Origin of the sequence: Novosphingobium sp. Chol11, from assembly GCF_945870625.1 — a bacterium.
Classification (GTDB): Bacteria; Pseudomonadota; Alphaproteobacteria; order Sphingomonadales; family Sphingomonadaceae; genus Novosphingobium.
Genome location: NZ_CAMBTS010000027.1, coordinates 14,743 through 32,547 on the forward strand (window position 1 = coordinate 14,743; position 17,805 = coordinate 32,547).

The 17,805-nt window shown below is 64.3% G+C and carries 22 protein-coding genes; 14 read left to right on the forward strand and 8 right to left on the reverse strand.

Annotated elements, in window-relative coordinates; genetic code table 11:
• The first annotated feature begins 2 nt into the window (after positions 1 to 2).
• Positions 3 to 641 (forward strand): glutathione S-transferase, encoded by a 639-nt coding sequence (locus Q0O40_RS06785; protein WP_295527827.1) that lies wholly within the window; start codon positions 3 to 5, stop codon positions 639 to 641.
• Here the strand turns inward: Q0O40_RS06785 and Q0O40_RS06790 are convergent.
• From Q0O40_RS06790 to galE, 3 genes are all read right to left on the reverse strand, one after another.
• Positions 638 to 1,258, reverse strand: coding sequence for an HAD-IA family hydrolase (locus Q0O40_RS06790; protein WP_295527829.1), 621 nt, complete (start codon positions 1,256 to 1,258; stop codon positions 638 to 640). The genes Q0O40_RS06785 and Q0O40_RS06790 overlap by 4 nt on opposite strands.
• Before the next feature lie 143 nt (positions 1,259 to 1,401).
• Positions 1,402 to 1,527, reverse strand: a complete 126-nt coding sequence (ykgO, locus tag Q0O40_RS06795) for a type B 50S ribosomal protein L36 (protein WP_003046794.1) — start codon at positions 1,525 to 1,527, stop codon at positions 1,402 to 1,404.
• Positions 1,528 to 1,600: 73 nt separating this feature from the next.
• On the reverse strand, positions 1,601 to 2,608 hold the full coding sequence (gene galE / locus Q0O40_RS06800; RefSeq protein ID WP_295527833.1) for a UDP-glucose 4-epimerase GalE: 1,008 nt from the start codon (positions 2,606 to 2,608) through the stop codon (positions 1,601 to 1,603).
• A gap of 132 nt (positions 2,609 to 2,740) precedes the next feature.
• Between galE and Q0O40_RS06805 the strand changes: the two genes are divergently transcribed.
• Genes Q0O40_RS06805 through Q0O40_RS06820 form a run of 4 tightly spaced genes read left to right on the forward strand, consistent with a single transcriptional unit; the run spans position 2,741 to position 5,469 of the window.
• The gene (locus Q0O40_RS06805) at positions 2,741 to 3,487 is read left to right on the forward strand and encodes a DUF4136 domain-containing protein (protein ID WP_295527835.1); all 747 of its coding nucleotides are present in this window, start codon (positions 2,741 to 2,743) and stop codon (positions 3,485 to 3,487) included.
• 58 nt (positions 3,488 to 3,545) lie between these two features.
• The gene (locus Q0O40_RS06810; protein ID WP_295527837.1) at positions 3,546 to 4,139 is read left to right on the forward strand and encodes a DUF4136 domain-containing protein; all 594 of its coding nucleotides are present in this window, start codon (positions 3,546 to 3,548) and stop codon (positions 4,137 to 4,139) included.
• A gap of 2 nt (positions 4,140 to 4,141) precedes the next feature.
• Positions 4,142 to 5,302, forward strand: a complete 1,161-nt coding sequence (locus Q0O40_RS06815; protein ID WP_295527870.1) for a M14-type cytosolic carboxypeptidase — start codon at positions 4,142 to 4,144, stop codon at positions 5,300 to 5,302.
• Between the two features lie 41 nt (positions 5,303 to 5,343).
• Complete coding sequence (locus Q0O40_RS06820; protein WP_295527839.1) at positions 5,344 to 5,469, forward strand: hypothetical protein; 126 nt, start codon at positions 5,344 to 5,346, stop codon at positions 5,467 to 5,469.
• Between the two features lie 2 nt (positions 5,470 to 5,471).
• Here the strand turns inward: Q0O40_RS06820 and Q0O40_RS06825 are convergent, their stop codons facing one another.
• Positions 5,472 to 5,813 (reverse strand): arsenate reductase family protein, encoded by a 342-nt coding sequence (locus Q0O40_RS06825; protein ID WP_295527841.1) that lies wholly within the window; start codon positions 5,811 to 5,813, stop codon positions 5,472 to 5,474.
• Positions 5,814 to 5,967: 154 nt separating this feature from the next.
• Here Q0O40_RS06825 and Q0O40_RS06830 point away from each other — a divergent pair, with 154 nt between their 5' ends.
• Positions 5,968 to 8,109 carry a TonB-dependent siderophore receptor gene (locus Q0O40_RS06830; protein ID WP_295527843.1) on the forward strand — a complete coding sequence of 714 codons (2,142 nt, stop codon included), beginning with the start codon at positions 5,968 to 5,970 and terminating at the stop codon, positions 8,107 to 8,109.
• A 4-nt stretch (positions 8,110 to 8,113) separates the two neighbouring features.
• Here Q0O40_RS06830 and Q0O40_RS06835 read toward each other — a convergent pair whose 3' ends face one another.
• Positions 8,114 to 8,623, reverse strand: coding sequence for a (2Fe-2S)-binding protein (locus Q0O40_RS06835; protein WP_295527845.1), 510 nt, complete (start codon positions 8,621 to 8,623; stop codon positions 8,114 to 8,116).
• A 23-nt stretch (positions 8,624 to 8,646) separates the two neighbouring features.
• Positions 8,647 to 9,426: a class II aldolase/adducin family protein gene (locus Q0O40_RS06840; RefSeq protein ID WP_295527847.1), complete on the reverse strand. Its 780-nt coding sequence runs from the start codon at positions 9,424 to 9,426 to the stop codon at positions 8,647 to 8,649.
• On the opposite strand from Q0O40_RS06840, the gene Q0O40_RS06845 reads away from it, so the two are divergent.
• The 3 genes from Q0O40_RS06845 to Q0O40_RS06855 all read left to right on the forward strand — a co-directional run bounded on the left by Q0O40_RS06845 (position 9,425) and on the right by Q0O40_RS06855 (position 11,784).
• The gene (locus Q0O40_RS06845; RefSeq protein WP_295527848.1) at positions 9,425 to 10,102 is read left to right on the forward strand and encodes an SOS response-associated peptidase; all 678 of its coding nucleotides are present in this window, start codon (positions 9,425 to 9,427) and stop codon (positions 10,100 to 10,102) included. The two genes, Q0O40_RS06840 and Q0O40_RS06845, sit on opposite strands and share 2 nt — an antisense overlap.
• A gap of 838 nt (positions 10,103 to 10,940) precedes the next feature.
• On the forward strand, positions 10,941 to 11,249 hold the full coding sequence (locus Q0O40_RS06850) for a DUF1778 domain-containing protein (protein WP_295527850.1): 309 nt from the start codon (positions 10,941 to 10,943) through the stop codon (positions 11,247 to 11,249).
• Positions 11,239 to 11,784, forward strand: coding sequence for a GNAT family N-acetyltransferase (locus Q0O40_RS06855; protein WP_295527853.1), 546 nt, complete (start codon positions 11,239 to 11,241; stop codon positions 11,782 to 11,784). The genes Q0O40_RS06850 and Q0O40_RS06855 overlap by 11 nt, the downstream gene beginning before the upstream one ends.
• 54 nt (positions 11,785 to 11,838) lie before the next feature.
• Here Q0O40_RS06855 and lepB read toward each other — a convergent pair whose 3' ends face one another.
• A complete protein-coding gene (gene lepB / locus Q0O40_RS06860; RefSeq protein ID WP_295527855.1) occupies positions 11,839 to 12,777 on the reverse strand; it encodes a signal peptidase I in 939 nt (312 codons plus the stop codon).
• Between the two features lie 30 nt (positions 12,778 to 12,807).
• Positions 12,808 to 13,677, reverse strand: coding sequence for a pantoate--beta-alanine ligase (gene panC / locus Q0O40_RS06865; protein ID WP_295527857.1), 870 nt, complete (start codon positions 13,675 to 13,677; stop codon positions 12,808 to 12,810).
• A 101-nt stretch (positions 13,678 to 13,778) separates the two neighbouring features.
• Here panC and Q0O40_RS06870 point away from each other — a divergent pair, with 101 nt between their 5' ends.
• The 5 genes from Q0O40_RS06870 to Q0O40_RS06890 all read left to right on the forward strand — a co-directional run.
• A complete protein-coding gene (locus tag Q0O40_RS06870) occupies positions 13,779 to 14,654 on the forward strand; it encodes a division plane positioning ATPase MipZ (protein WP_295527859.1) in 876 nt (291 codons plus the stop codon).
• Complete coding sequence (locus tag Q0O40_RS06875) at positions 14,651 to 14,932, forward strand: molecular chaperone DnaJ (protein ID WP_295527861.1); 282 nt, start codon at positions 14,651 to 14,653, stop codon at positions 14,930 to 14,932. Before Q0O40_RS06870 ends, Q0O40_RS06875 begins: the two co-directional genes overlap by 4 nt.
• 78 nt (positions 14,933 to 15,010) lie before the next feature.
• Entirely contained in the window at positions 15,011 to 16,426 is a 1,416-nt protein-coding gene (gene pgmG, locus Q0O40_RS06880; RefSeq protein WP_295527863.1) for a phosphoglucomutase/phosphomannomutase PgmG, read from the forward strand.
• Positions 16,427 to 16,460: 34 nt separating this feature from the next.
• Positions 16,461 to 16,814: a DUF1905 domain-containing protein gene (locus Q0O40_RS06885; protein WP_295527865.1), complete on the forward strand. Its 354-nt coding sequence runs from the start codon at positions 16,461 to 16,463 to the stop codon at positions 16,812 to 16,814.
• Between the two features lie 70 nt (positions 16,815 to 16,884).
• Positions 16,885 to 17,805, forward strand: a 921-nt coding sequence (locus Q0O40_RS06890; protein WP_295527866.1) for a DEAD/DEAH box helicase, incomplete at its 3' end; no start/stop codon positions are given.

Below are 17,805 nucleotides of genomic sequence, written 5' to 3' on the forward strand. Positions count from 1 at the left end.
CCATGGCCGATCCGGTGCTCTACAGTTTCCGCCGCTGCCCCTATGCCATGCGCGCAAGGCTGGCCTTGGCGATCAGCCAGACGGCGTGCGAGCTGCGCGAGGTGAAGCTGGCGGCCAAGCCTGCCGCGATGCTCGCCGCCTCGCCCAAGGGCACGGTTCCGGTGCTTGTGTTGCCGGACGGCGCGGTGATCGAAGAAAGCCTCGATGTGATGCGCTGGGCGCTGGCCCGAGATGATCCCGAAGGCTGGCTGGCGCGCGATGACGCAGCCTTGATCGCTGCGAACGACGGCCCGTTCAAGCACGACCTCGACCGGTTCAAATATCCCGGCAGGCACGGCACCGACCCGCTGGTTCATCGCCGCAGCGGCGCGGAATTCCTCCATGCGCTGGAAGGCCGCCTGTCCGCCTCGGGGATGCTGTGCGGGCCAGAGCGGGGCCTTGCCGACGCCGCGATCATGCCGTTCGTGCGCCAGTTTGCCGCGACCGACCCGGCATGGTTCGACAGCGAGCCGCTGCCCCGCCTCAAAGTCTGGCTGGCGGGTTTCATGGGGTCCAGCCTGTTCGCAGCGGTCATGATCCGCGTTGCGCCGTGGTCCGCAGGCGATCCGCCGCTGGCCTTTCCGGGGCCGCAAACCGCCTAAAGCAATCCCAACCCGGCCATCTGCGCCTCCAGCGCGTTTGCATCGCCGGCAAAATGATGCACCTGCCAACCCAGCGCGCGCGCGGTAGCCACATTGGGGGCACTGTCATCGATGAACAGCATGTTCGCCGGCGCGCGCCCAAAGCGCCGCGCCGCCAGATCGAAGATCGCCTCGCCCGGTTTTACCAGCCGCTCTACCCCGGATATGACAATATCCTGCAAGTGATCGAGGATCGGAAAGGTGGGGCGGAACAGGTTCCACGCATCCACCCCGAAATTGGTGATGGCAAATTGCGGTACCCCGCGCGCCGCCAGCCGCTCGATCAGACCGTGCGTGCCCGCCACCGGGCCGGGCAGGCTTTCCAGCCAATTGGTTTCATAAAGCGCGATGAGATCGGCATAGCGGGGAAATTCGGCCTGCCGCGCGGCGACCATCTCGGCATGCGAGATGCCGGCATCGTGCTGCGCATGCCATGCCTCGGAAACCACTTCGCTGACGAACCAGGCCCGTTCGGCTGCATCGGGAATGGCATCGCGATAAATCCGCGCCAGATCCCATTGGACCAGCACCCGTCCGATATCCCAGACGACCGTGTCGACCTTGTGCGCTTCGCCCATCGTGGCTGATCCCGCAAACAACAAGGCCCCCGGTTTGGCGGTGGCCCAATACCATTACGGCAAGTGCAGCATGGGGTGCGCTTTGCATCCCGGTATCCGGTGCAGCCCCGCCGTCGCGAGACTGCACCGGAACTGCGCAAAACTTAGCCCTGGCGCGCCTTGAAGCGGCGGTTGGTCTTGTTGATCACATAGGTGCGGCCGCGGCGGCGGATCACGCGGTTGTCGCGGTGGCGATCCTTGAGCGACTTCAGGCTGTTGCGAATTTTCATGGCGAATCCCTCAGCCCGAACGTGACCGGGCGCAAAATTGAAGGTGGGCGGTTACTGGCGCATGGCCCCCAAGTCAACCTTCGCCGCGAATCTCGGTCAGTTTGCGTTCCCACGCCAGCGCATGTTCGACAATCGTTTCGAGATCGGCATAGCGCGGCACCCACGGCAGGGTCGCCTTGATCCGCTGATTGTCCGAAATCAGCGAATCGGGATCGCCCGGGCGCCGTCCTTGCAGCTCGCGCGTGATCGTGCGGTTGGTCACGCGGTCGACCGCATCGAGCACTTCGAGCACCGAAAAACCGCGCCCATAGCCGCAGTTCATCGTCATCGAGCGCTCTGGCTGGGCGATCAGCGCTTCCAGCGCCAGAACATGCGCGGCGGCCAGATCCGACACATGGATATAATCGCGCACCCCGGTGCCATCCGGCGTATCATAATCGGTGCCGAACACGCCGACATGGCTGCGTTTGCCAAGTGCGGCTTCGACGGCCACCTTGATCAGATGGGTCGCCCCTGCGGTCGATTGCCCGGTGCGCGCCTGCGGATCGGCCCCGGCAACGTTGAAATAACGCAGCGCGCAATAGTTCAGCGCATGCGCCGTGGCGGTATCGGCCAGCATGAATTCGGTCATCAGCTTCGACATGCCATAAGGATTGATCGGCAGCTTCGGGCTGTCTTCGGTCACGGGCGAAACCTCGGGCACACCATAAGTCGCCGCTGTCGACGAGAAGATGAAATGCGGCACCCCGGCCGCCACCGCAGCGGCGATGAGCGCGCGGCTTTTGGCAGTGTTGTTGTGATAATACTTGAGCGGATTTTCGACCGAATCGGGCACGATGATCGAGCCGGCAAAATGCATCACGGCCCGCGTGCCCTGCTCGGCGAAAATACGCGCCAGCAGCGCGCCGTCTTCGATATCGCCTTCATAGAGCGGCACACCATCGGGAATGGCGAAGCGGAAACCGGTGGTGAGATTATCGATCACCGCGACCGGCCAGCCTGCATCCTTGAGCGCCAGCACCGCGTGGCTGCCAATATAACCAGCACCGCCGGTAACGAGAACGGGAACCATGCGAATCATCCTCAAGTTTGCGACGTGGCGCCGCTCTATCAGTCATCGAGCATGAAGGAATCCCCAACGAAGCGGGCATTCATCGCGGTGACAGTAACGCGCGCCTAGGCTGCGCCGAACAAGTTGCCCGAAAGGCGCGCCATGACCCGGCCATACATTCTGCCCTTTGCCTTGATCCTCGCGGCTCTTGCGGTGCCCGCGTTCGCTCAGGGCATGCCCGGGGAAGGCCCTTATGGCGGGCCTCGCGGCGGCGGCGGCTGGAACGACCGGCGCGGGGATCCGCGGCAGGATCAGCGCCAGAACCGGCAGACCGGCAGCGCAGAGCCTGCGCCCGGCATCGCCGTGACCGCGTTTCACGCCGCCGATGCGGACGAATTGCTGGGCAAAGGGCAAATCGTGGTTGCGGCGATCTCGGGCGGCGATGAACTGGGCAAGCTGCCGGTTTATGAAGCGGCGGTGGTCGATGAACTGGCCCGGCGCGGGTATGACACCGCCAGCAGCAGCGATCGCGGCCAGATCGCGCAAATCGGCGTGGCGCATCGCACCGCCGTGCCCGAAGAGGCCCCGCGCAAGCCGATCAGCGGCGCGATGAGCACCACCATCAGCAATCGCGGCAGCGGCTTTGGCCTTGCGCTGGCGGTCGATCTGACCAAGGCGAAAAAGGCGATCATCGCCACCCGGCTCGATGTGCGCATTCGCGACAAGGCCAGCGGCCGTGTGCTGTGGGAGGGATACGCCGAGGGGCAGGCCCGCGAAGGCGAATCCGGGCTGGACAACGGCGCGATGGCAACGCGGCTGGCTGCTGCGCTTTTCGCAAGATTTCCGGAAGGCGAGATCGTGCAGCCGCTTGCCGCCGCCATTCCGCGCATGATTGCCCCCGGCGAGTAAAGCGGTCAGAGTGATGATCCCGCACCCTTTTGTCCCCAACGCTGAAAGATTGCCTGCCATGCGCGCCCTCCCCCTGTTTGCCGCACTCCTGCTTGTTGCCGCTGCATCGCCGGCGCTCGCTGCGCCGGTCGAAGTCACCCGTTTTCACACCCCCGAAACGATCACCGCGCTGGGGCGCGGCGCAGTGGTGGTGATCGCTGCACCGGGCGAAGACGCAGGCAGCCTCGAAAGCGGCGTCTGGCTGGCGGCGGTGCAGCGCGAGCTGGCCGCGCTCGGCTTTGCCGCGTCCACCCCCGGCGCGGCCGATGCCACCGCCGAAGTGCGCATCGAGCGCCAGAACCGCCGCGATGAAGCGCGCCGCAGCGGCCCTGTGTCCGTCGGGGTCGGCGGATCGACCGGCGGCTGGAACAGCGGCGTCGGGCTGGGCGTGGGCTTCAATCTGGGCGGCGGGGCAAGGGACACGGTCTCCACCCGGCTCTCCGTGGTGATTCGCGCGCGCGCGAGCGGCCAACCCTTGTGGGAAGGACGCGCCGAGAGCACCGAGCGCAGCAAGGCCCGCAGCCCCGGGGCCGAGATCATCGCGGCGCGCATGGCCAAAGCGCTGTTCTCGCTCTTCCCCGGCACGTCGGGGGAGACTATCAGGGTGAAATGACCCTGACTCCAATCGAAATCGACGCCGCATTCGATAGCGGCAATATCGAAGTTCTTGCCATCGCTGGCACCCAGGCCCGGCTGGCGATCCGCAAGGACCGCGATTCCGAGTTTTTCCAGTGGTTTCATTTCCGCGTGAGCGGGGCCGCCGGGCGCGCGCTGGAGCTCAAGCTCACGGGCCTGAACGCGGCGGCCTATCCCGGTGGCTGGACCGATTACCGCGCGGCGGTTTCGCAAGACCGCGAGTATTGGGGCCGCGCCGAGACGACATTCGATAAAGACGAAGACGGCGGCACGCTGACCATCCGCCACAGGCCCGAGCCGGGCCCGTGCTGGTTTGCCTATTTCGCGCCCTACTCGATGGAGCGCCATCACGATGTGGTGGCCGCCGCCGCCGCGAGCGAAGGGGTGAGCCACCGCAGCCTCGGCCGCAGCATCGAAGGGCAGCCGATCGATTGCCTCTCGCTGGGCGAAGGAGCCAAGCAAGTGTGGCTCTATGCGCGCCAGCATCCCGGCGAAGCGATGGCGCAATGGTGGATCGAGGGCGCGCTCGATATGCTCACCGATCCGGCAGACCCGCATGCGCGCCGCCTGCGCCAGCTATGCCGGTTTCACATCGTGCCCAATGCCAATCCGGATGGATCGTGCCGGGGCCATTTGCGCACCAATGCGGCGGGGGTGAACCTCAACCGCGAATGGCATGCGCCCTCGGCCGAAAGATCGCCCGAAGTGCTCGCGATTCGCGATGCGATGGACCAGACCGGCGTGCATTTCGCCATCGATGTGCATGGCGATGAGGCGATCCCGCATGTCTTTCTTGCCGGGTTTGACGGTATTCCTTCGCTGAGCGAGCAGCAAAGCGAAGGCTATGCCCGCTACCGCGCGATTCTGGAGCGGCGCACGCCCGATTTCCAGACGAAGCGCGGCTATCCTGCCGCCCCGGCTGGCCGGGCCAATCTCACCATGTCGACCAACCAGCTCGCCGAGCGTTTCGGCCCCAGCCATGGCTGCGTTTCGATGACGCTGGAAATGCCGTTCAAGGACAACGCCGATTTGCCTGACCCGGCGCAGGGGTGGAGCCCCGAGCGCAGCAAGCTGCTCGCGCGCGAATGCCTTGCCGCGCTGCTCGAATGGCTCAATGAGCAGTCAGCCCGGCCGGAATGATCTTTACCGTTTGTTAAGACATCTGGGCTTAACATTGGGTTATGTCGCGCGCCATCGTCCTTGCCCAGCATGCTGCTCCTTCGGTCGGCGAGGCCTTGCGCGTGCTGATCGTGTTGTCATGCGCGCTTGCGCTCATCATGGCCGAAGCCGCGCTCCCCAGTCTTTGATCTCACAGGATCTCGTGCACGCGCTCTTTGGGGCGGCACAGCCTTACCCCCTTGCTCGTTTCCAGCAGCGGCCGCTCAATCAGGCGCGGTTCTGAAACCATCGCTGCCAGCACTTCGGCATCGCTTGCTGCCGGAAGGCCGCGCGCCTCGGCATCGGTGCCGCGCAGGCGCAGGCCTTGCTGGGGGGTGAGCCCCGCATCCCGGTAAAGCTGCGCGAGCTTTTGCGCCGAGGGCGGGGCTTCGAGATAGGCGATGATAGTGACGTCCGCCCCCGCCTCGTGCAGCAGGGCGAGCGCCCCGCGCGAGGTGCCGCAGCCGGGATTGTGCCAGATCGTTGCCTTCATGCTTGCATCCTCATGCCAGCGATGCCGCCATCTATGCGCAGCCGCGCCGTCAGGCGCAAGGTCCGCGCGATCATGCCTGCGCGACCGTTCATTTTTGAGAATGATTCCTAATAATACCCTTGCAACTGAGAACAAATCGCATTAGCCGATCTTCATGAGAATGGTTCTCAAGAAGGATTGCGTCTTGCACCGTATCGCCCTGTTGCTGCTCTCCACCGCCGCGCTTGTTCCGCCCATGGCCTATGCCCAGAGCGCGCCTGTGGCATCTGCTGATGGCGGGGCCAATGACGGGGCTGGGGCTGATGACGGCGAAAACCGCGTAATCGTGGTGGTCGGCGAGGTCGATGGCTACCGCGCCGATACCGCAGGCGGGCTGAAAACACCTACCCCGCTGATTGATGTGCCCCAGACCGTCACCGTCCTGACCCGCGAACAACTCGATGATCAAGGCGCAACCCAACTTGGCGAAGCGCTGCGCTATGTCCCCGGCGTGGTGCTCGGGATGGGCGAGGGCCATCGCGACCAGATCACCTTGCGCGGGCAAAACACCACCGCCGATTTCTATCTCGACGGACTGCGCGATGACACCCAGTATTACCGCTCGCTCTACAATATCGAGCGGGTCGAAGTGCTCAAAGGCGCCAACGCGCTGCTCTTCGGGCGCGGCGGCGGCGGCGGCGTGATCAACCGGGTGCGCAAGGCCCCCACGCTATCCAGCGCGCTCGCCACCGCCAGTGCCGCCGTGGGCAGCTTCGGTGACTTCGTGCTCTCCGCCGATCTCGACCAGCCGCTGTCGCAAACCATCGGCGCGCGGATCAATGGCACGTACGAGGAGTTCGACAACCACCGCGCCGCGTTTCACGGCCGCTTCATCGGCGTGAACCCGACGCTGGCCTTCGCCCCTGACGATGCCACGCGCATTGATCTGTCGTACAACTACGACGACGACAGCCGCATCACCGATCGCGGCGTCCCCTCGCTCGGGGGCCGCCCGCTTGAAGGCTTCCGCGATACGTTCTTCGGCCGCAGCGACGTTAACATCTCCACGGTGCGGGCCCATATTGTACAAAGCCGCCTCGAACATCGCCTCGCCGAAAATCTCACGCTGACCGTCGCCGGGCAATACAGCCATAGCGACAAGTATTACGGCAATGTCTTCGCCTCTTCCGCTGTCAATCCGGCAGCAGGCACGGTCGCGCTGGCAGGGTATAACAGCGCCGCCGTGCGCGACAGCTGGATCGGCCAAGCCAACCTTGTCTGGCAGGGCAAGACCGGCGGGATCGGACACACCGTGCTCGCCGGGATCGAAGCCGGCGATCAGGCGACTTATTCCACCCGGGCCGAAGCCGTGTTCACCGGTTCGAACGTGGTCGCGCTGGCAACCCAAATCGCTGTCCCCCCGGTGCGCTTCGGCGCGCAGAGCCGCACGACGTTCACCAAAGTCCAGACCCTCTCCGCCTACGTGCAGGATCAAATCGAGCTTGCCCCGTTCCTCCAGATCGTCGGCGGCGTGCGCTACGACGAATTCCGCATTCGCGCCGACAACCTGCTGAACACCACCAGCGCGGCGCGCACCGACCGCAAGTGGTCGCCCCGCGCCGGGATCATCGTCAAGCCCAAGGCCAACGTCTCGCTCTACGGCAGCTACACCCGCAGCTTCCTGCCGCAATCGGGCGACCAGTTCAGCGCGCTCGATGCCACGCAGGCCACCCTCGACCCTCAGGAATTCACCAACCTTGAAGCCGGCGCGAAGTGGGACATTACTCCGGCGCTGGCACTAACCGCTGCCGCCTACCGCCTCGACCGCGACAACTCGCGCTTCAACGATCCCGTCACCGGCCTGCCCCAACTTTCGGGCAAGACCCGCACCCGCGGCATCGAACTCTCAGCATCGGGCCGCATTCTGCCGCAGTGGCAAGTGAGCCTGGGCTATACCCTGCAACACGGCGAAGTGCGGTCCAGCACCGCCGCCGCCCCCGCCGGGCGCAAGCTCGCGCAGCTGCCCGAAAGCCAGATCGCGCTGTGGACCCGCTACGAGGCCACCCCCAAGCTCGGCCTTGCGCTGGGCGTCACCCACCAATCCTCAAGCTTTGCCGCGATCAGCAACGCTGTCACCCTGCCCGGCTATACCCGCGTCGATACTGCCGTGTTCTACAAGTTGAGCACCGCCATTTCGGCGCAGATCAATATCGAGAATCTGCTGAACACCAGCTATTTCCCCACCGCGCATACCGACAACAACATCTTCACCGGCGCCCCCCGCAACGCGCGGCTTTCGGTCAAGGTTATCTTCTAAGGACTTAGAGCCCCGGCGTGGTCGCGACTGCGGGCGCAGGCAGCGGCGCGAGGCGCTCGGCCCCGCGCATCGCCCGCCCGGCACGCTGCACTGCGCGCACCAGCCGGGGATAGACCCCGCAGCGGCAGATATTGGTGAGCGCGGTCTTGATGTCCGCCTCGGTCGGGTCGGTGTTCTGCGCCAATAGCGCAGCTGCGGTCATCACCAGGCCCGGCGTGCAGAAACCGCACTGGATCGCCTGCTCCGCCACCAGCGCCTGTTGCACCGGGTGGCTGCGATCGGGCGAGAGCCCTTCGATGGTGGTCACGCTGCGCCCTTCCGCTTCGCCGAGCAGCAGCGTGCAGCTGGGCATGGCCTGTCCATCGACAATGACCATGCATGCGCCGCATTCCCCGGTGCCGCAGCCATACTTGGTGCCGGTGAGGTTTGCGGCATCGCGCAGCGCCCATAGCAGCGGGGTATCGGGTTCGAGCCGGAACTCCAGCGGCTGATTATTGACCGTGAGGCTGGCCATATTTCAGGCCGGACGCTTCAGGCTCAATCGCGCCAGCTGCGATCGATCTTGTCGATCCGCCGCGTCCAGGCCGCGAATTCGCCGACGCCGGGGCCGCCAGGAGGGCTGGCCTTGCCGATATCGCGCTGGTGCACCGCGACCACATCATCGGCGATCCGGATCACCGGCTGGCCCATCGAAAGCGTGGCGATCTGGATTTCGCAGGCGCGCTGCAGCACCCATTGTTGCAGCAGCATCATCTGAAGGCTGTGCGCCAGAACCACAGGGCCATGATTGCGCAGCATCAGAATGTTCTTGTCGCCCAGATTGGCGAGCAGCCGATCCCCTTCCTCGGCGCGGACGGTCACGCCCTCGAAATCATGATAAGCCAGCTTGCCGATCAGATTGCAGGCATAGAAATTGATCGGCAGCAGCCCTTCCTCAAGGCTGCACACCGCCATCGTCGCGGTGGTATGGACATGGCAGATCGCATGCGCGCGGGGCAGATGGCGGTGGAAATAGGCATGCTGGGTGAAGCCCGCCAAGTTCACGCCGTATGGGCTTTCGGCCAGCTTGTTGCCGTCGATGTCGATCTTGACGAGGTTGCTGGCGCAGATCTCGGAATAGTGCAGGCCGTAAGGATTGATCAGGAAGGCCCCTTCCTCATCCGGCACGCGCAGCGAGATGTGGTTGTAGACCGATTCGGACCAGCCGAGCATGTCGAAGATGCGATAGGCGGCGGCGAGCTCCTGCCGTGCCTGCCATTCGCTGTCAGAACAATCGATCTTGGAGCCTTCGATATTGGGGCGGATCTGGGTAGCCATGGCCGTCTCTCCCGGTATGGTTATGTCGATGTGCAATCTTTATCGCATGACCGGCGCGGCGCAAGCCATTGCGCAGCTTTTCGCCGCAGACACCGGCGGGCGCAACCTGCCCGCGATGGATGCAATCTACCCCGACCAGTTGGCCCCGGTCGTGACCGCACAAGGCCCAAGGCAAGGAACAAGCCGCCAGCTGGAAATGATGCGCTGGGGCTGGCCCCCGTTCGGCGAGATCAAGCGCCCGATCACCAATGTGCGCAACCTTGCCAGCCCACTCTGGCGCAGCGCGATGGCCGATCCGGCGCGGCGCTGCCTCGTGCCCGTCACCGCGTTCTCCGAATGGTCCGCCGCGCCCGATCCGCAAACGGGCCGCAAGCGCAAGCACTGGTTCGATCTGCCGGATGACCCGCTGTTCGCGTTCGCCGGGCTCTGGGGGATGACGGAGGAAGGCGCGCGCTTTGCATTCCTGACGTGCGCGCCGAACGAGGTGGTGGGGCGGGTACATCCCAAGGCGATGCCGGTGATCTTGCGCAGCGGCGCAGGGTTTGATCGTTGGCTGGCGGCGGATGGCGCGGGCGCGGCGGCGATGCAGGTGCCGCTGGAGGATGAAGTGATGCGCGAGATCGCGGGGGATGAGGCGGAAGGTATGGCGGGGAGCGCGCAGACCAGCCTGTTTTGAAAGTTTCGGCGGGTGCTGGAGCGCTGCGATCTCGCAAAGCCCGTTCCCACCCGCTCACTATCGTCACCCCGGGCTTGACCCGGGGTCCCGCTTGTTCTGCACCCTCGCCAAGTAAACGGGACCCCGGGTCGAGCCCGGGGTGACGAAAAAAAGGTGTGGAGGGGCGAAGACCGTTCGCAAAGAGGCCGCCAGATCCTGTTGGATTTGGATTTCGGGCGCGCGGGTGCTGCGGTGGGGCAGCAGGGGTGGATCGCGCGACCGGTGCGGCGCCTGCACTGGCGCTGCGGGGAGGGCGTTGTTCTGCATCTGGTGCGAGTGGCCGGATGGGGCAGGTCCTGATCCGGCGCAGCCTTTGGGGTGTCGATCATGACCCGAAACCGGGGGTGCGGCTCGCATGCGTGCCGGTTTCTGTGCTCGCCTGGGCCAAAGCCCGGCGGGAGCCATGATCCTGTGCTGGCGCGGTAATTGCCTGGCCAAGGTCTTTCTGGGGTCAACGCCCCGCCTTGAACCCGCAGCCGCACCGGTCGCGTTGGCCCTTGACGCAAGCGCCCGAGGCCAAATGAGCGAGGGCAAAGCCGGCCTAGCCCGCTCCCGATCCGGGCGGAGAAATAGCCTATATGGTTCGTTTTGTCAAGGGGCTTGCGCTGTTGCCCACCCCTAACCCCTCCTGCACGCGGGAGGGGCACTTGCGGCGCCGCCTTCCCCCCCTCCCGTTTACGGGAGGGGTTGGGGGTGGGTGGGGCAGAAGCGCGCCATAAGACCTCGTTCGCCAAAGGATGCGAACTGATTGACACGTACGGCGATTTACCGTACGCACGGTCCACAAGGAGGCTGCCCCATGTTCGCGTTGGAGACCGTTATCCCCACTCCCGGCAAGATGGAGGCGCGCAAGGAAGTGCGCATGCACCGCGCCGATGAAGCGCGGATCAGGGCAGCGGCGGCGGCGACCGGCCTGCAGGAAGCGGACTTCATCCGCCAAGCCGCGCTGCTCCGTGCGCAGGAAGTCGAGCAGCGCTTGGCCATGTCGATTTTGCCGGTCGAAGCTTTCGATGCTTTCAAGACCGCCGTAGAAGCTCCGGGCAGGACGGTGCCCGGACTGGCGCAGGCCGCGAAGGTGACGAAGGGCCTGCTCAGGGATGCCGACTGAGCCCGGCAACGACCTGCCCGCGCTCACCATCGCGAAATTCGACAAGGCGCTTCATGACCGCAGCGCCTTCTCCTGCGGGTTCGCGCCGATCGACAATTTCCTGAAACTGTCGCTGACCGACCAGATCAAGCAGGGCATGGTCGCCGCATGGATCGCCACCGCTGACGGCGACCCTGCGGTTCTGGGCTTCTATACGCTCGGCGCAATGGCAGTGCGCGCGGACCTCGGCCCAAAGACATGGCAGCGTGCGCGCGTCCCGGATGTTCCGGTGATCTATATCCGCGCTGTGGCCGTTCGCGAGGACATGCATGGCAAGCGCCTCGGCACCGCACTCATCGTCGATGCCATGAAGCGCTGCCTCGGCATTGCCGATCAGATGGGCGCTGCCGCCATCGTCCTCGATATTCTGGATGGCGGCGATTTCGAGCGGCGATGGAAGTTCTATGCCGATCTCGGGTTCGCGCCGCTTGGCGATGCGGACAATCCGCGCCGGGTTTATATTCCGATTGCGACGGTGAGAGAGACTTTGGGGTGAGTGCTGTTGGCGAACGCCCGGAATGCATTCAGAACCTCGTTTATCGCACAGCCATTATACGCGGCCTTCTCCCAAGCCAACGTTGCTTCGCCAATAGCGAAATAAGACGCGGCCTTCGATCCGCTGTTGATCGACAACGCCCAAACCTCCCACGGCCTCTTCAAACCGGCTATCGAGCGAATTGTCGCGATTGTCGCCGAGCAAGAAGTATTGGCCAATGCCGAGCTTGACAGGTGAAATGTTATCCTGGGGCGTAGCCCCTAGATCTAACACCTCGTGGGCCTTGGCTTCCTCAGGGAACTGCTCCCGTTCACGCACCACTCTCTGAAGCCCGCTAATGCCAAAGTCGCGCTCGACTTCCCCCAATCGATTTTTTGGCACTGGAGTACCATTCAGCACAATCACACCTTCACGCATCGCGAAAGTGTCACCGGGCAATCCGACAACACGTTTTACATATTCGACCTTGCCTGTCCGAACAATCACGACATCGCCACGCGCGATTGGCCCGATATCTCGCATTTTGGCAATAAGCCTATCGTTCTGCTCCAAGGTGGGTGCCATGCTGCTCGCGGGCAAATAAAAGTTGCGATAGCTTCCTTCCGCGAGGCCCAAAAAGGGCGAGAACAAAGCCGACAAGACTAGCCAGAGACCTAAAATACCATACCAGCGCCATAGCCAACCTTTGCGGGAGCCGAACTCGGCACTCCACCGCCAGGTTAAAATGAGCGAGCCTCCAAATGCGGTCAGCACACCAGCAAATACGAATGCGAACAAGGCAACAAAGATATTGTAGCTAATTTGCGAGACGCCCCAATAAACCGCGATAACAGTAAAAAATATTGCAAAATTCAAAACAATGAAAGAAAAGCCGGTCTTGTAACGCTGCAGCCGGATCAAGCCAAGACCGGGATGAACAATATTGAGAATGCAGATTCCAATTCTCGTTATAGATCGCCGTCGTGTGACCTGGAACCCCTCCTTATCGTCCATGTCGGCCCTCGCTTTGCAAACTCACTTGTTTCAAGAGATCGTCCACAGGTCAACCGCCACATTATCAATTAGCCGCGCTTTGCCGATGTGCGCCGCTACCAGCAGCCGCGCTGAGCGGCCATCAACCACCGCCATATCCTCCAGCGTCTCCGCATCGCGCAAGTCGCCGTAGTCTACGGCGTGGAAGCCTGCGGTTAGCACTTCGGTCTTGAGGTCTGCCAGTACGGCGGCGACCGGTTCGCATGCCGCGATCCGCGCTGCGGCGGCGCGCATGGCGCGGTTCAGGGCGGCGGCTTGGGTTCGCTCTTCGGGGCTGAGGTACTGGTTGCGGCTGCTCATCGCAAGGCCGTCTGGTTCGCGGATGGTGGGGACGCCGAGGATCATGTCGGCGTGGGGGTGGGTGAGGTCGAGGTCGCGGGCCATGCGGCGCAGGATCGTGAGTTGTTGCCAGTCCTTCTCGCCGAACAGCGCGAGATCGGGGCGGACCTGGTTGAACAGTTTGGCGACCACCGTTGCCACGCCATCGAAATGCCCCGGCCGCGCCGCGCCGCACAGCACGGCATCGAGGCCCGCGACCGAGACGGTGGTGGCGTAGCCTGCCGGGTACATCTCTTGCGCCGTGGGCAGCCACAGCAGATCGGCCCCTTCCGCCTCAAGCAGCGCGCGATCGGCTTCGATCGGGCGGGGATACGTAGCGAGGTCTTCCGCCGGGGAAAACTGGCGCGGATTGACGAAGATCGAGACCGCGACACGATCGGCGCGCGCCCGCGCCTCGCGCACCAAGGCCATATGCCCGGGATGGAGCGCGCCCATGGTGGGAACCAGCGCGAGGGTTTTTCCCCCGCTTTTGAGCGCGCTAACGGCTTCGCGCAGGTCGTCAAGCCTAGAGATGGTTTGCACGCGCCGCGGCTCTCCTTTAATCTTCTTCGCACCGGCGGTACGCGCGTCGTCTTTAGCCGCGAGTTTGTTGCGGCGGCAAGTGCCGGTTATGGAAAGCAAACATGGACGAGAGCACCCGCCCCGCGACGTCTGCACCGGCGCCAACAGGGCCTTATCCCGCAGGCCCTTATCGCATCGTTTTTGCCAACGAGAAGGGCGGCACCGGCAAATCGACCACGGCGGTGCATGTCGCGATCGCGCTTGCCTATCAGGGCGCGCGGGTGGCGGCGATCGATCTCGATGCCCGCCAGCGCACGTTGCACCGCTATCTGGAAAACCGCGCGGAAACGCAGGCGTGCCGCAAGATCGACCTGCCCAGCGCCACGTTCGCGGTCTACGAGGGCACCAGCGTGGCCGAGCTTGACGCGATGATAGACGAGCTGAGCCGATCCCACGATTTTCTGGTGTTCGACACGCCGGGGCGCGACGATCCGCTGGCCCGCCATGTCGCCACGGGCGCCGATACGCTGGTCACTCCGCTGAACGACAGCTTTGTCGATTTCGACCTGATCGGGCAGGTCGATGCGGAAACCTTCAAGGTGCGGCGGCTCTCGTTTTATGCCGAGCTGATCTGGGAAGCGCGCAAAGAACGCGCGAAAAGCCAGATCAGGGACGCGCGCCGGGCGATGGACTGGGTGGTGGTGCGCAACCGCACCCAGCATATCGAAGCGCGCAACCAGCGCCGGATCGACCTTGCCCTGACCGAGCTTTCCAAGCGAGTCGGCTTTCGCATTGCCAAGGGGCTCTCCGAACGCGTGATCTACCGCGAGCTGTTCCCCAGCGGCTTCACCTTGCTCGACAAGGGCCATCTGGGCGAGCTGGGCACCAGCCATCTTGTGGCGCGCCAGGAATTGCGCGCGCTGGTCGCGGGGCTGAAGCTGCCGTTGCCGCCGCTGGACGCGCGGCGCCCACAAGGCGTGCTGGAAGGCATCGCATGAACCTGCTGTGGCTTGCCGTGCTGGGCAGCCTGGCGGTGCGGCTTCTCGCCGGACGCTGGCCCTGGCAGCTGTGGCAAGAGAGCGAGCGCGCCCGCACCGCGACCCGTGCGCGCAACCTGCTGGGGGTGAGCGCGAAGGCGGGCCGCGACGAAATCATCGAGGCGCACAAGCGGCTGCTGGGCCAGGTCCACCCCGATCGCGGCGGCACTTCCGAAGCGGTGCACGAGGCCAACGCGGCGCGCGACCTTTTGCTGGCCCGCATTGTTCAACGCCAATAGCCCGTATTTTCAGCGCCATGATGGCCAGCCAGGCGCAGATCGCTTCAAGCAGCGCCAGTCCAAGGAATAGCCTCTCCCTTGACTCATACTTTCCACCCCACCGTGCTGCGCGAATACGATATCCGCGGGATCATCGATGAAACGCTGACGACCGCAGATGCCCGTGCGATTGGCAGGGGGTTTGGCACGCGCATCGCGCGCGCCGGGGGCAAGCGCGTGGCGGTAGGCTATGACGGGCGGATCAGCTCGCCAGTGCTGGAAGCGGCGCTGGTGGCCGGGCTGTGCGCATCTGGGATCGATGTGGTGCGCGTGGGCATGGGGCCAACGCCGATGCTGTATTACGCCGCCGCCTCACTGCCAGAAGTAGATGGCGGCATTCAGATAACCGGCAGCCACAATCCCGCCAATTACAATGGCTTCAAGATGGTATTTCAGGGGCGTCCGTTCTTCGGTCCAGACATACTCGATCTCGGCGTGCTCGCCGCCAGCGGCGATTGGACAGACGGCGAAGGCACGCGGGAAACCGTCGACATCATGGACGCATACGTCGACCGGCTTCTTGAAGGGCTGAACGGGATCGACGACGGCGCGCTCTCGGATCTGGGCGCGGATCTGGCGATCGCATGGGACACTGGCAACGGTGCGGCCGGCCCCGTGGTCGAGCGGCTGACCGCCCGCCTGCCCGGACGGCACATCCTGATGTTTACTGAAGTCGACGGAAATTTTCCTAATCATCATCCCGATCCCACAGAGGAGAGGAATCTTGCTGATCTGCGGCGCTCCGTCGCGCAGGGAAATCTCGATTTCGGAGTGGCTTTCGACGGCGACGGCGACCGGATCGGCGTCATCGACGGCGAGGGTCGGATTATCTGGGGCGACCAGTTGCTGATGATCTATGTCGAAGAGCTGCTGAAAAGGTTACCCGGCTCCATGATTATTGCGGATGTGAAGGCCAGTCGCGCGTTGTTCGACCGCGTGACCGAACTGGGCGGAAAGCCTCTGATGTGGAAATCCGGCCACTCGCTGATCAAGTCCAAAATGAAGGAAACTGGCTGCCTGCTCGCGGGCGAAATGAGCGGCCATGTGTTCTTTGCCGACCAATATTATGGTTTTGACGACGCGATTTATGCCGCGATTCGGCTGATTGCCGCGTCTGTGCGCCTCGGCAAGTCCGTAACAACCCTGCGCGGCGCCATGCCGGCGATGATCAACACCCCGGAATTGCGCTTTCAGGTCGATGAAAGCCGCAAGTTCGCCGTGGTCGAAGAGGTCATGGCGCGGCTGAAAGCCGAAGGTGCCGATGTCGATGAAACCGACGGTGCGCGCGTGACCACGCCCGATGGCTGGTGGTTGCTGCGCGCCTCGAACACGCAGGATGTGCTGGTGGCGCGCGCCGAGAGCTATACGCACGAGGGCCTCGACCGACTGATGGGGGTCATCGACGCGCAGCTTGCCGGCTCGGGCGTGAAGCGCGGCGAGGCAGCGGGCCACTGATCCTCGCAGCGAGATCAGGCGGCCCCTTCACAACATGCAGGATCATGCGCCAGACAGCTTCCGTTTTGCGGGCATGGTGACCGAATGGCGCGGGCCTGCGCCCTTTCACTTCGTTCCCGTTCCTTCTGAACTTGTTCAGGAATTGCGGGAGGCGGCGCGCGGCTACAGTTATGGCTGGGGCGTGATCCCGGCGGATGTTGTCGTCAGCGCCGCGACCGGTGCACGGGCTGCATACGCCACATCGCTGTTCCCGCGAGAGGGCGGCTTTCTTGTGCCCTTGAAGGACAAGCCGCGGCGCTTTCTCGAAGTTACATTGGGCAACGAAGTTTTCATCGTGCTGACCCTGCGCCGGGGGCCAGCTTCGGCGGCGGTCATGCTCGTGCGGTGATCGCGCTGGCCTGGGGGACGGCACAACAGGCAGGGGTGCGTTTTGGCGCACCGGCGCGTAACACGCGGTGATGTTCGCGATGCTTGTCCCCCCCGAAGTCGAAGGCTGGTTCGCCGGGCGCGGCTGGCGGGTGCGCCAGCACCAGATCGCGATGTTGGCGGCCGCCGACGCTGGCCAGCATGCGCTGCTCGTGGCGGATACCGGGGCGGGCAAGACTTTGGCCGGGTTTCTGCCCACTCTCGCCGATTTTGCGCCGTCGCGGCTTGGCGGCGCGCCCGCGCCGGAGGGGCTGCACACGCTCTATATCTCGCCGCTGAAAGCGCTGGCGCATGATGTGCAGCGCAATCTGCTTGCGCCGATTGCAGAAATGGGCCTGCCGATCACGGTCGAGACGCGCAGCGGCGACACGCCGTCTGATCGCAAGGCGCGCCAGCGCGCGCGCCCGCCGCATATCCTGCTGACCACGCCCGAATCGCTTTCGTTGCTGCTGAGCTATCCCGAAAGCGCCGGTCTCTTCGCCGAGCTGAAGCGCGTGGTGATCGACGAGATCCATGCCTTTGCCACTGGCAAGCGCGGCGATCTGCTGGCGCTGGCGCTGGCGCGGCTGCAGGCGCTGGCGCCCGACATGCGCCGTGCCGCGCTCTCGGCGACGGTGGCCGATCCCGAGGCGTTTCGCAGCTGGCTTGCGCCATGGGGCGATGTGGGCAATGTCGCGCTGGTGGCGGGCGAGAAGGGCGCGGCGGCCGAGGTCGAAATTCTGCTGCCCAAGGAGGAGCGTGTGCCCTGGGGCGGACACGCCGCGACATGGGCGGTGCCGCAGATCTACCAGCAAATCCGCGCCAACCGGACAACGCTGATCTTCACCAACACCCGCTTTCTGGCAGAATACATCTTCTCGCTGCTGTGGGACGTGAACGACGACAAGCTGCCGATTGGCATTCACCACGGCTCGCTTTCCAAAGAGGCACGGCGCAAAGTGGAAGGGGCGATG

Bases quoted from the DNA above. Each gene is read 5' to 3' on its own strand.
- Q0O40_RS06870 (WP_295527859.1), top strand. From the start codon at position 13,779: ATGGACGAGAGCACCCGCCCCGCGACGTCTGCACCGGCGCCAACAGGG.
- ykgO (WP_003046794.1), bottom strand. From the start codon at position 1,527: ATGAAAATTCGCAACAGCCTGAAGTCGCTCAAGGATCGCCACCGCGAC.
- Q0O40_RS06785 (WP_295527827.1), top strand. From the start codon at position 3: ATGGCCGATCCGGTGCTCTACAGTTTCCGCCGCTGCCCCTATGCCATG.
- galE (WP_295527833.1), bottom strand. From the start codon at position 2,608: ATGATTCGCATGGTTCCCGTTCTCGTTACCGGCGGTGCTGGTTATATT.
- Q0O40_RS06855 (WP_295527853.1), top strand. From the start codon at position 11,239: ATGCCGACTGAGCCCGGCAACGACCTGCCCGCGCTCACCATCGCGAAA.
- Q0O40_RS06825 (WP_295527841.1), bottom strand. From the start codon at position 5,813: ATGAAGGCAACGATCTGGCACAATCCCGGCTGCGGCACCTCGCGCGGG.
- Q0O40_RS06885 (WP_295527865.1), top strand. From the start codon at position 16,461: ATGCAGGATCATGCGCCAGACAGCTTCCGTTTTGCGGGCATGGTGACC.
- Q0O40_RS06790 (WP_295527829.1), bottom strand. From the start codon at position 1,258: ATGGGCGAAGCGCACAAGGTCGACACGGTCGTCTGGGATATCGGACGG.
- Q0O40_RS06805 (WP_295527835.1), top strand. From the start codon at position 2,741: ATGACCCGGCCATACATTCTGCCCTTTGCCTTGATCCTCGCGGCTCTT.
- Q0O40_RS06845 (WP_295527848.1), top strand. From the start codon at position 9,425: ATGGCCGTCTCTCCCGGTATGGTTATGTCGATGTGCAATCTTTATCGC.
- lepB (WP_295527855.1), bottom strand. From the start codon at position 12,777: ATGGACGATAAGGAGGGGTTCCAGGTCACACGACGGCGATCTATAACG.
- Q0O40_RS06835 (WP_295527845.1), bottom strand. From the start codon at position 8,623: ATGGCCAGCCTCACGGTCAATAATCAGCCGCTGGAGTTCCGGCTCGAA.
- Q0O40_RS06850 (WP_295527850.1), top strand. From the start codon at position 10,941: ATGTTCGCGTTGGAGACCGTTATCCCCACTCCCGGCAAGATGGAGGCG.
- Q0O40_RS06830 (WP_295527843.1), top strand. From the start codon at position 5,968: ATGAGAATGGTTCTCAAGAAGGATTGCGTCTTGCACCGTATCGCCCTG.
- Q0O40_RS06810 (WP_295527837.1), top strand. From the start codon at position 3,546: ATGCGCGCCCTCCCCCTGTTTGCCGCACTCCTGCTTGTTGCCGCTGCA.
- Q0O40_RS06820 (WP_295527839.1), top strand. From the start codon at position 5,344: ATGTCGCGCGCCATCGTCCTTGCCCAGCATGCTGCTCCTTCGGTCGGC.
- Q0O40_RS06875 (WP_295527861.1), top strand. From the start codon at position 14,651: ATGAACCTGCTGTGGCTTGCCGTGCTGGGCAGCCTGGCGGTGCGGCTT.
- Q0O40_RS06840 (WP_295527847.1), bottom strand. From the start codon at position 9,426: ATGGCTACCCAGATCCGCCCCAATATCGAAGGCTCCAAGATCGATTGT.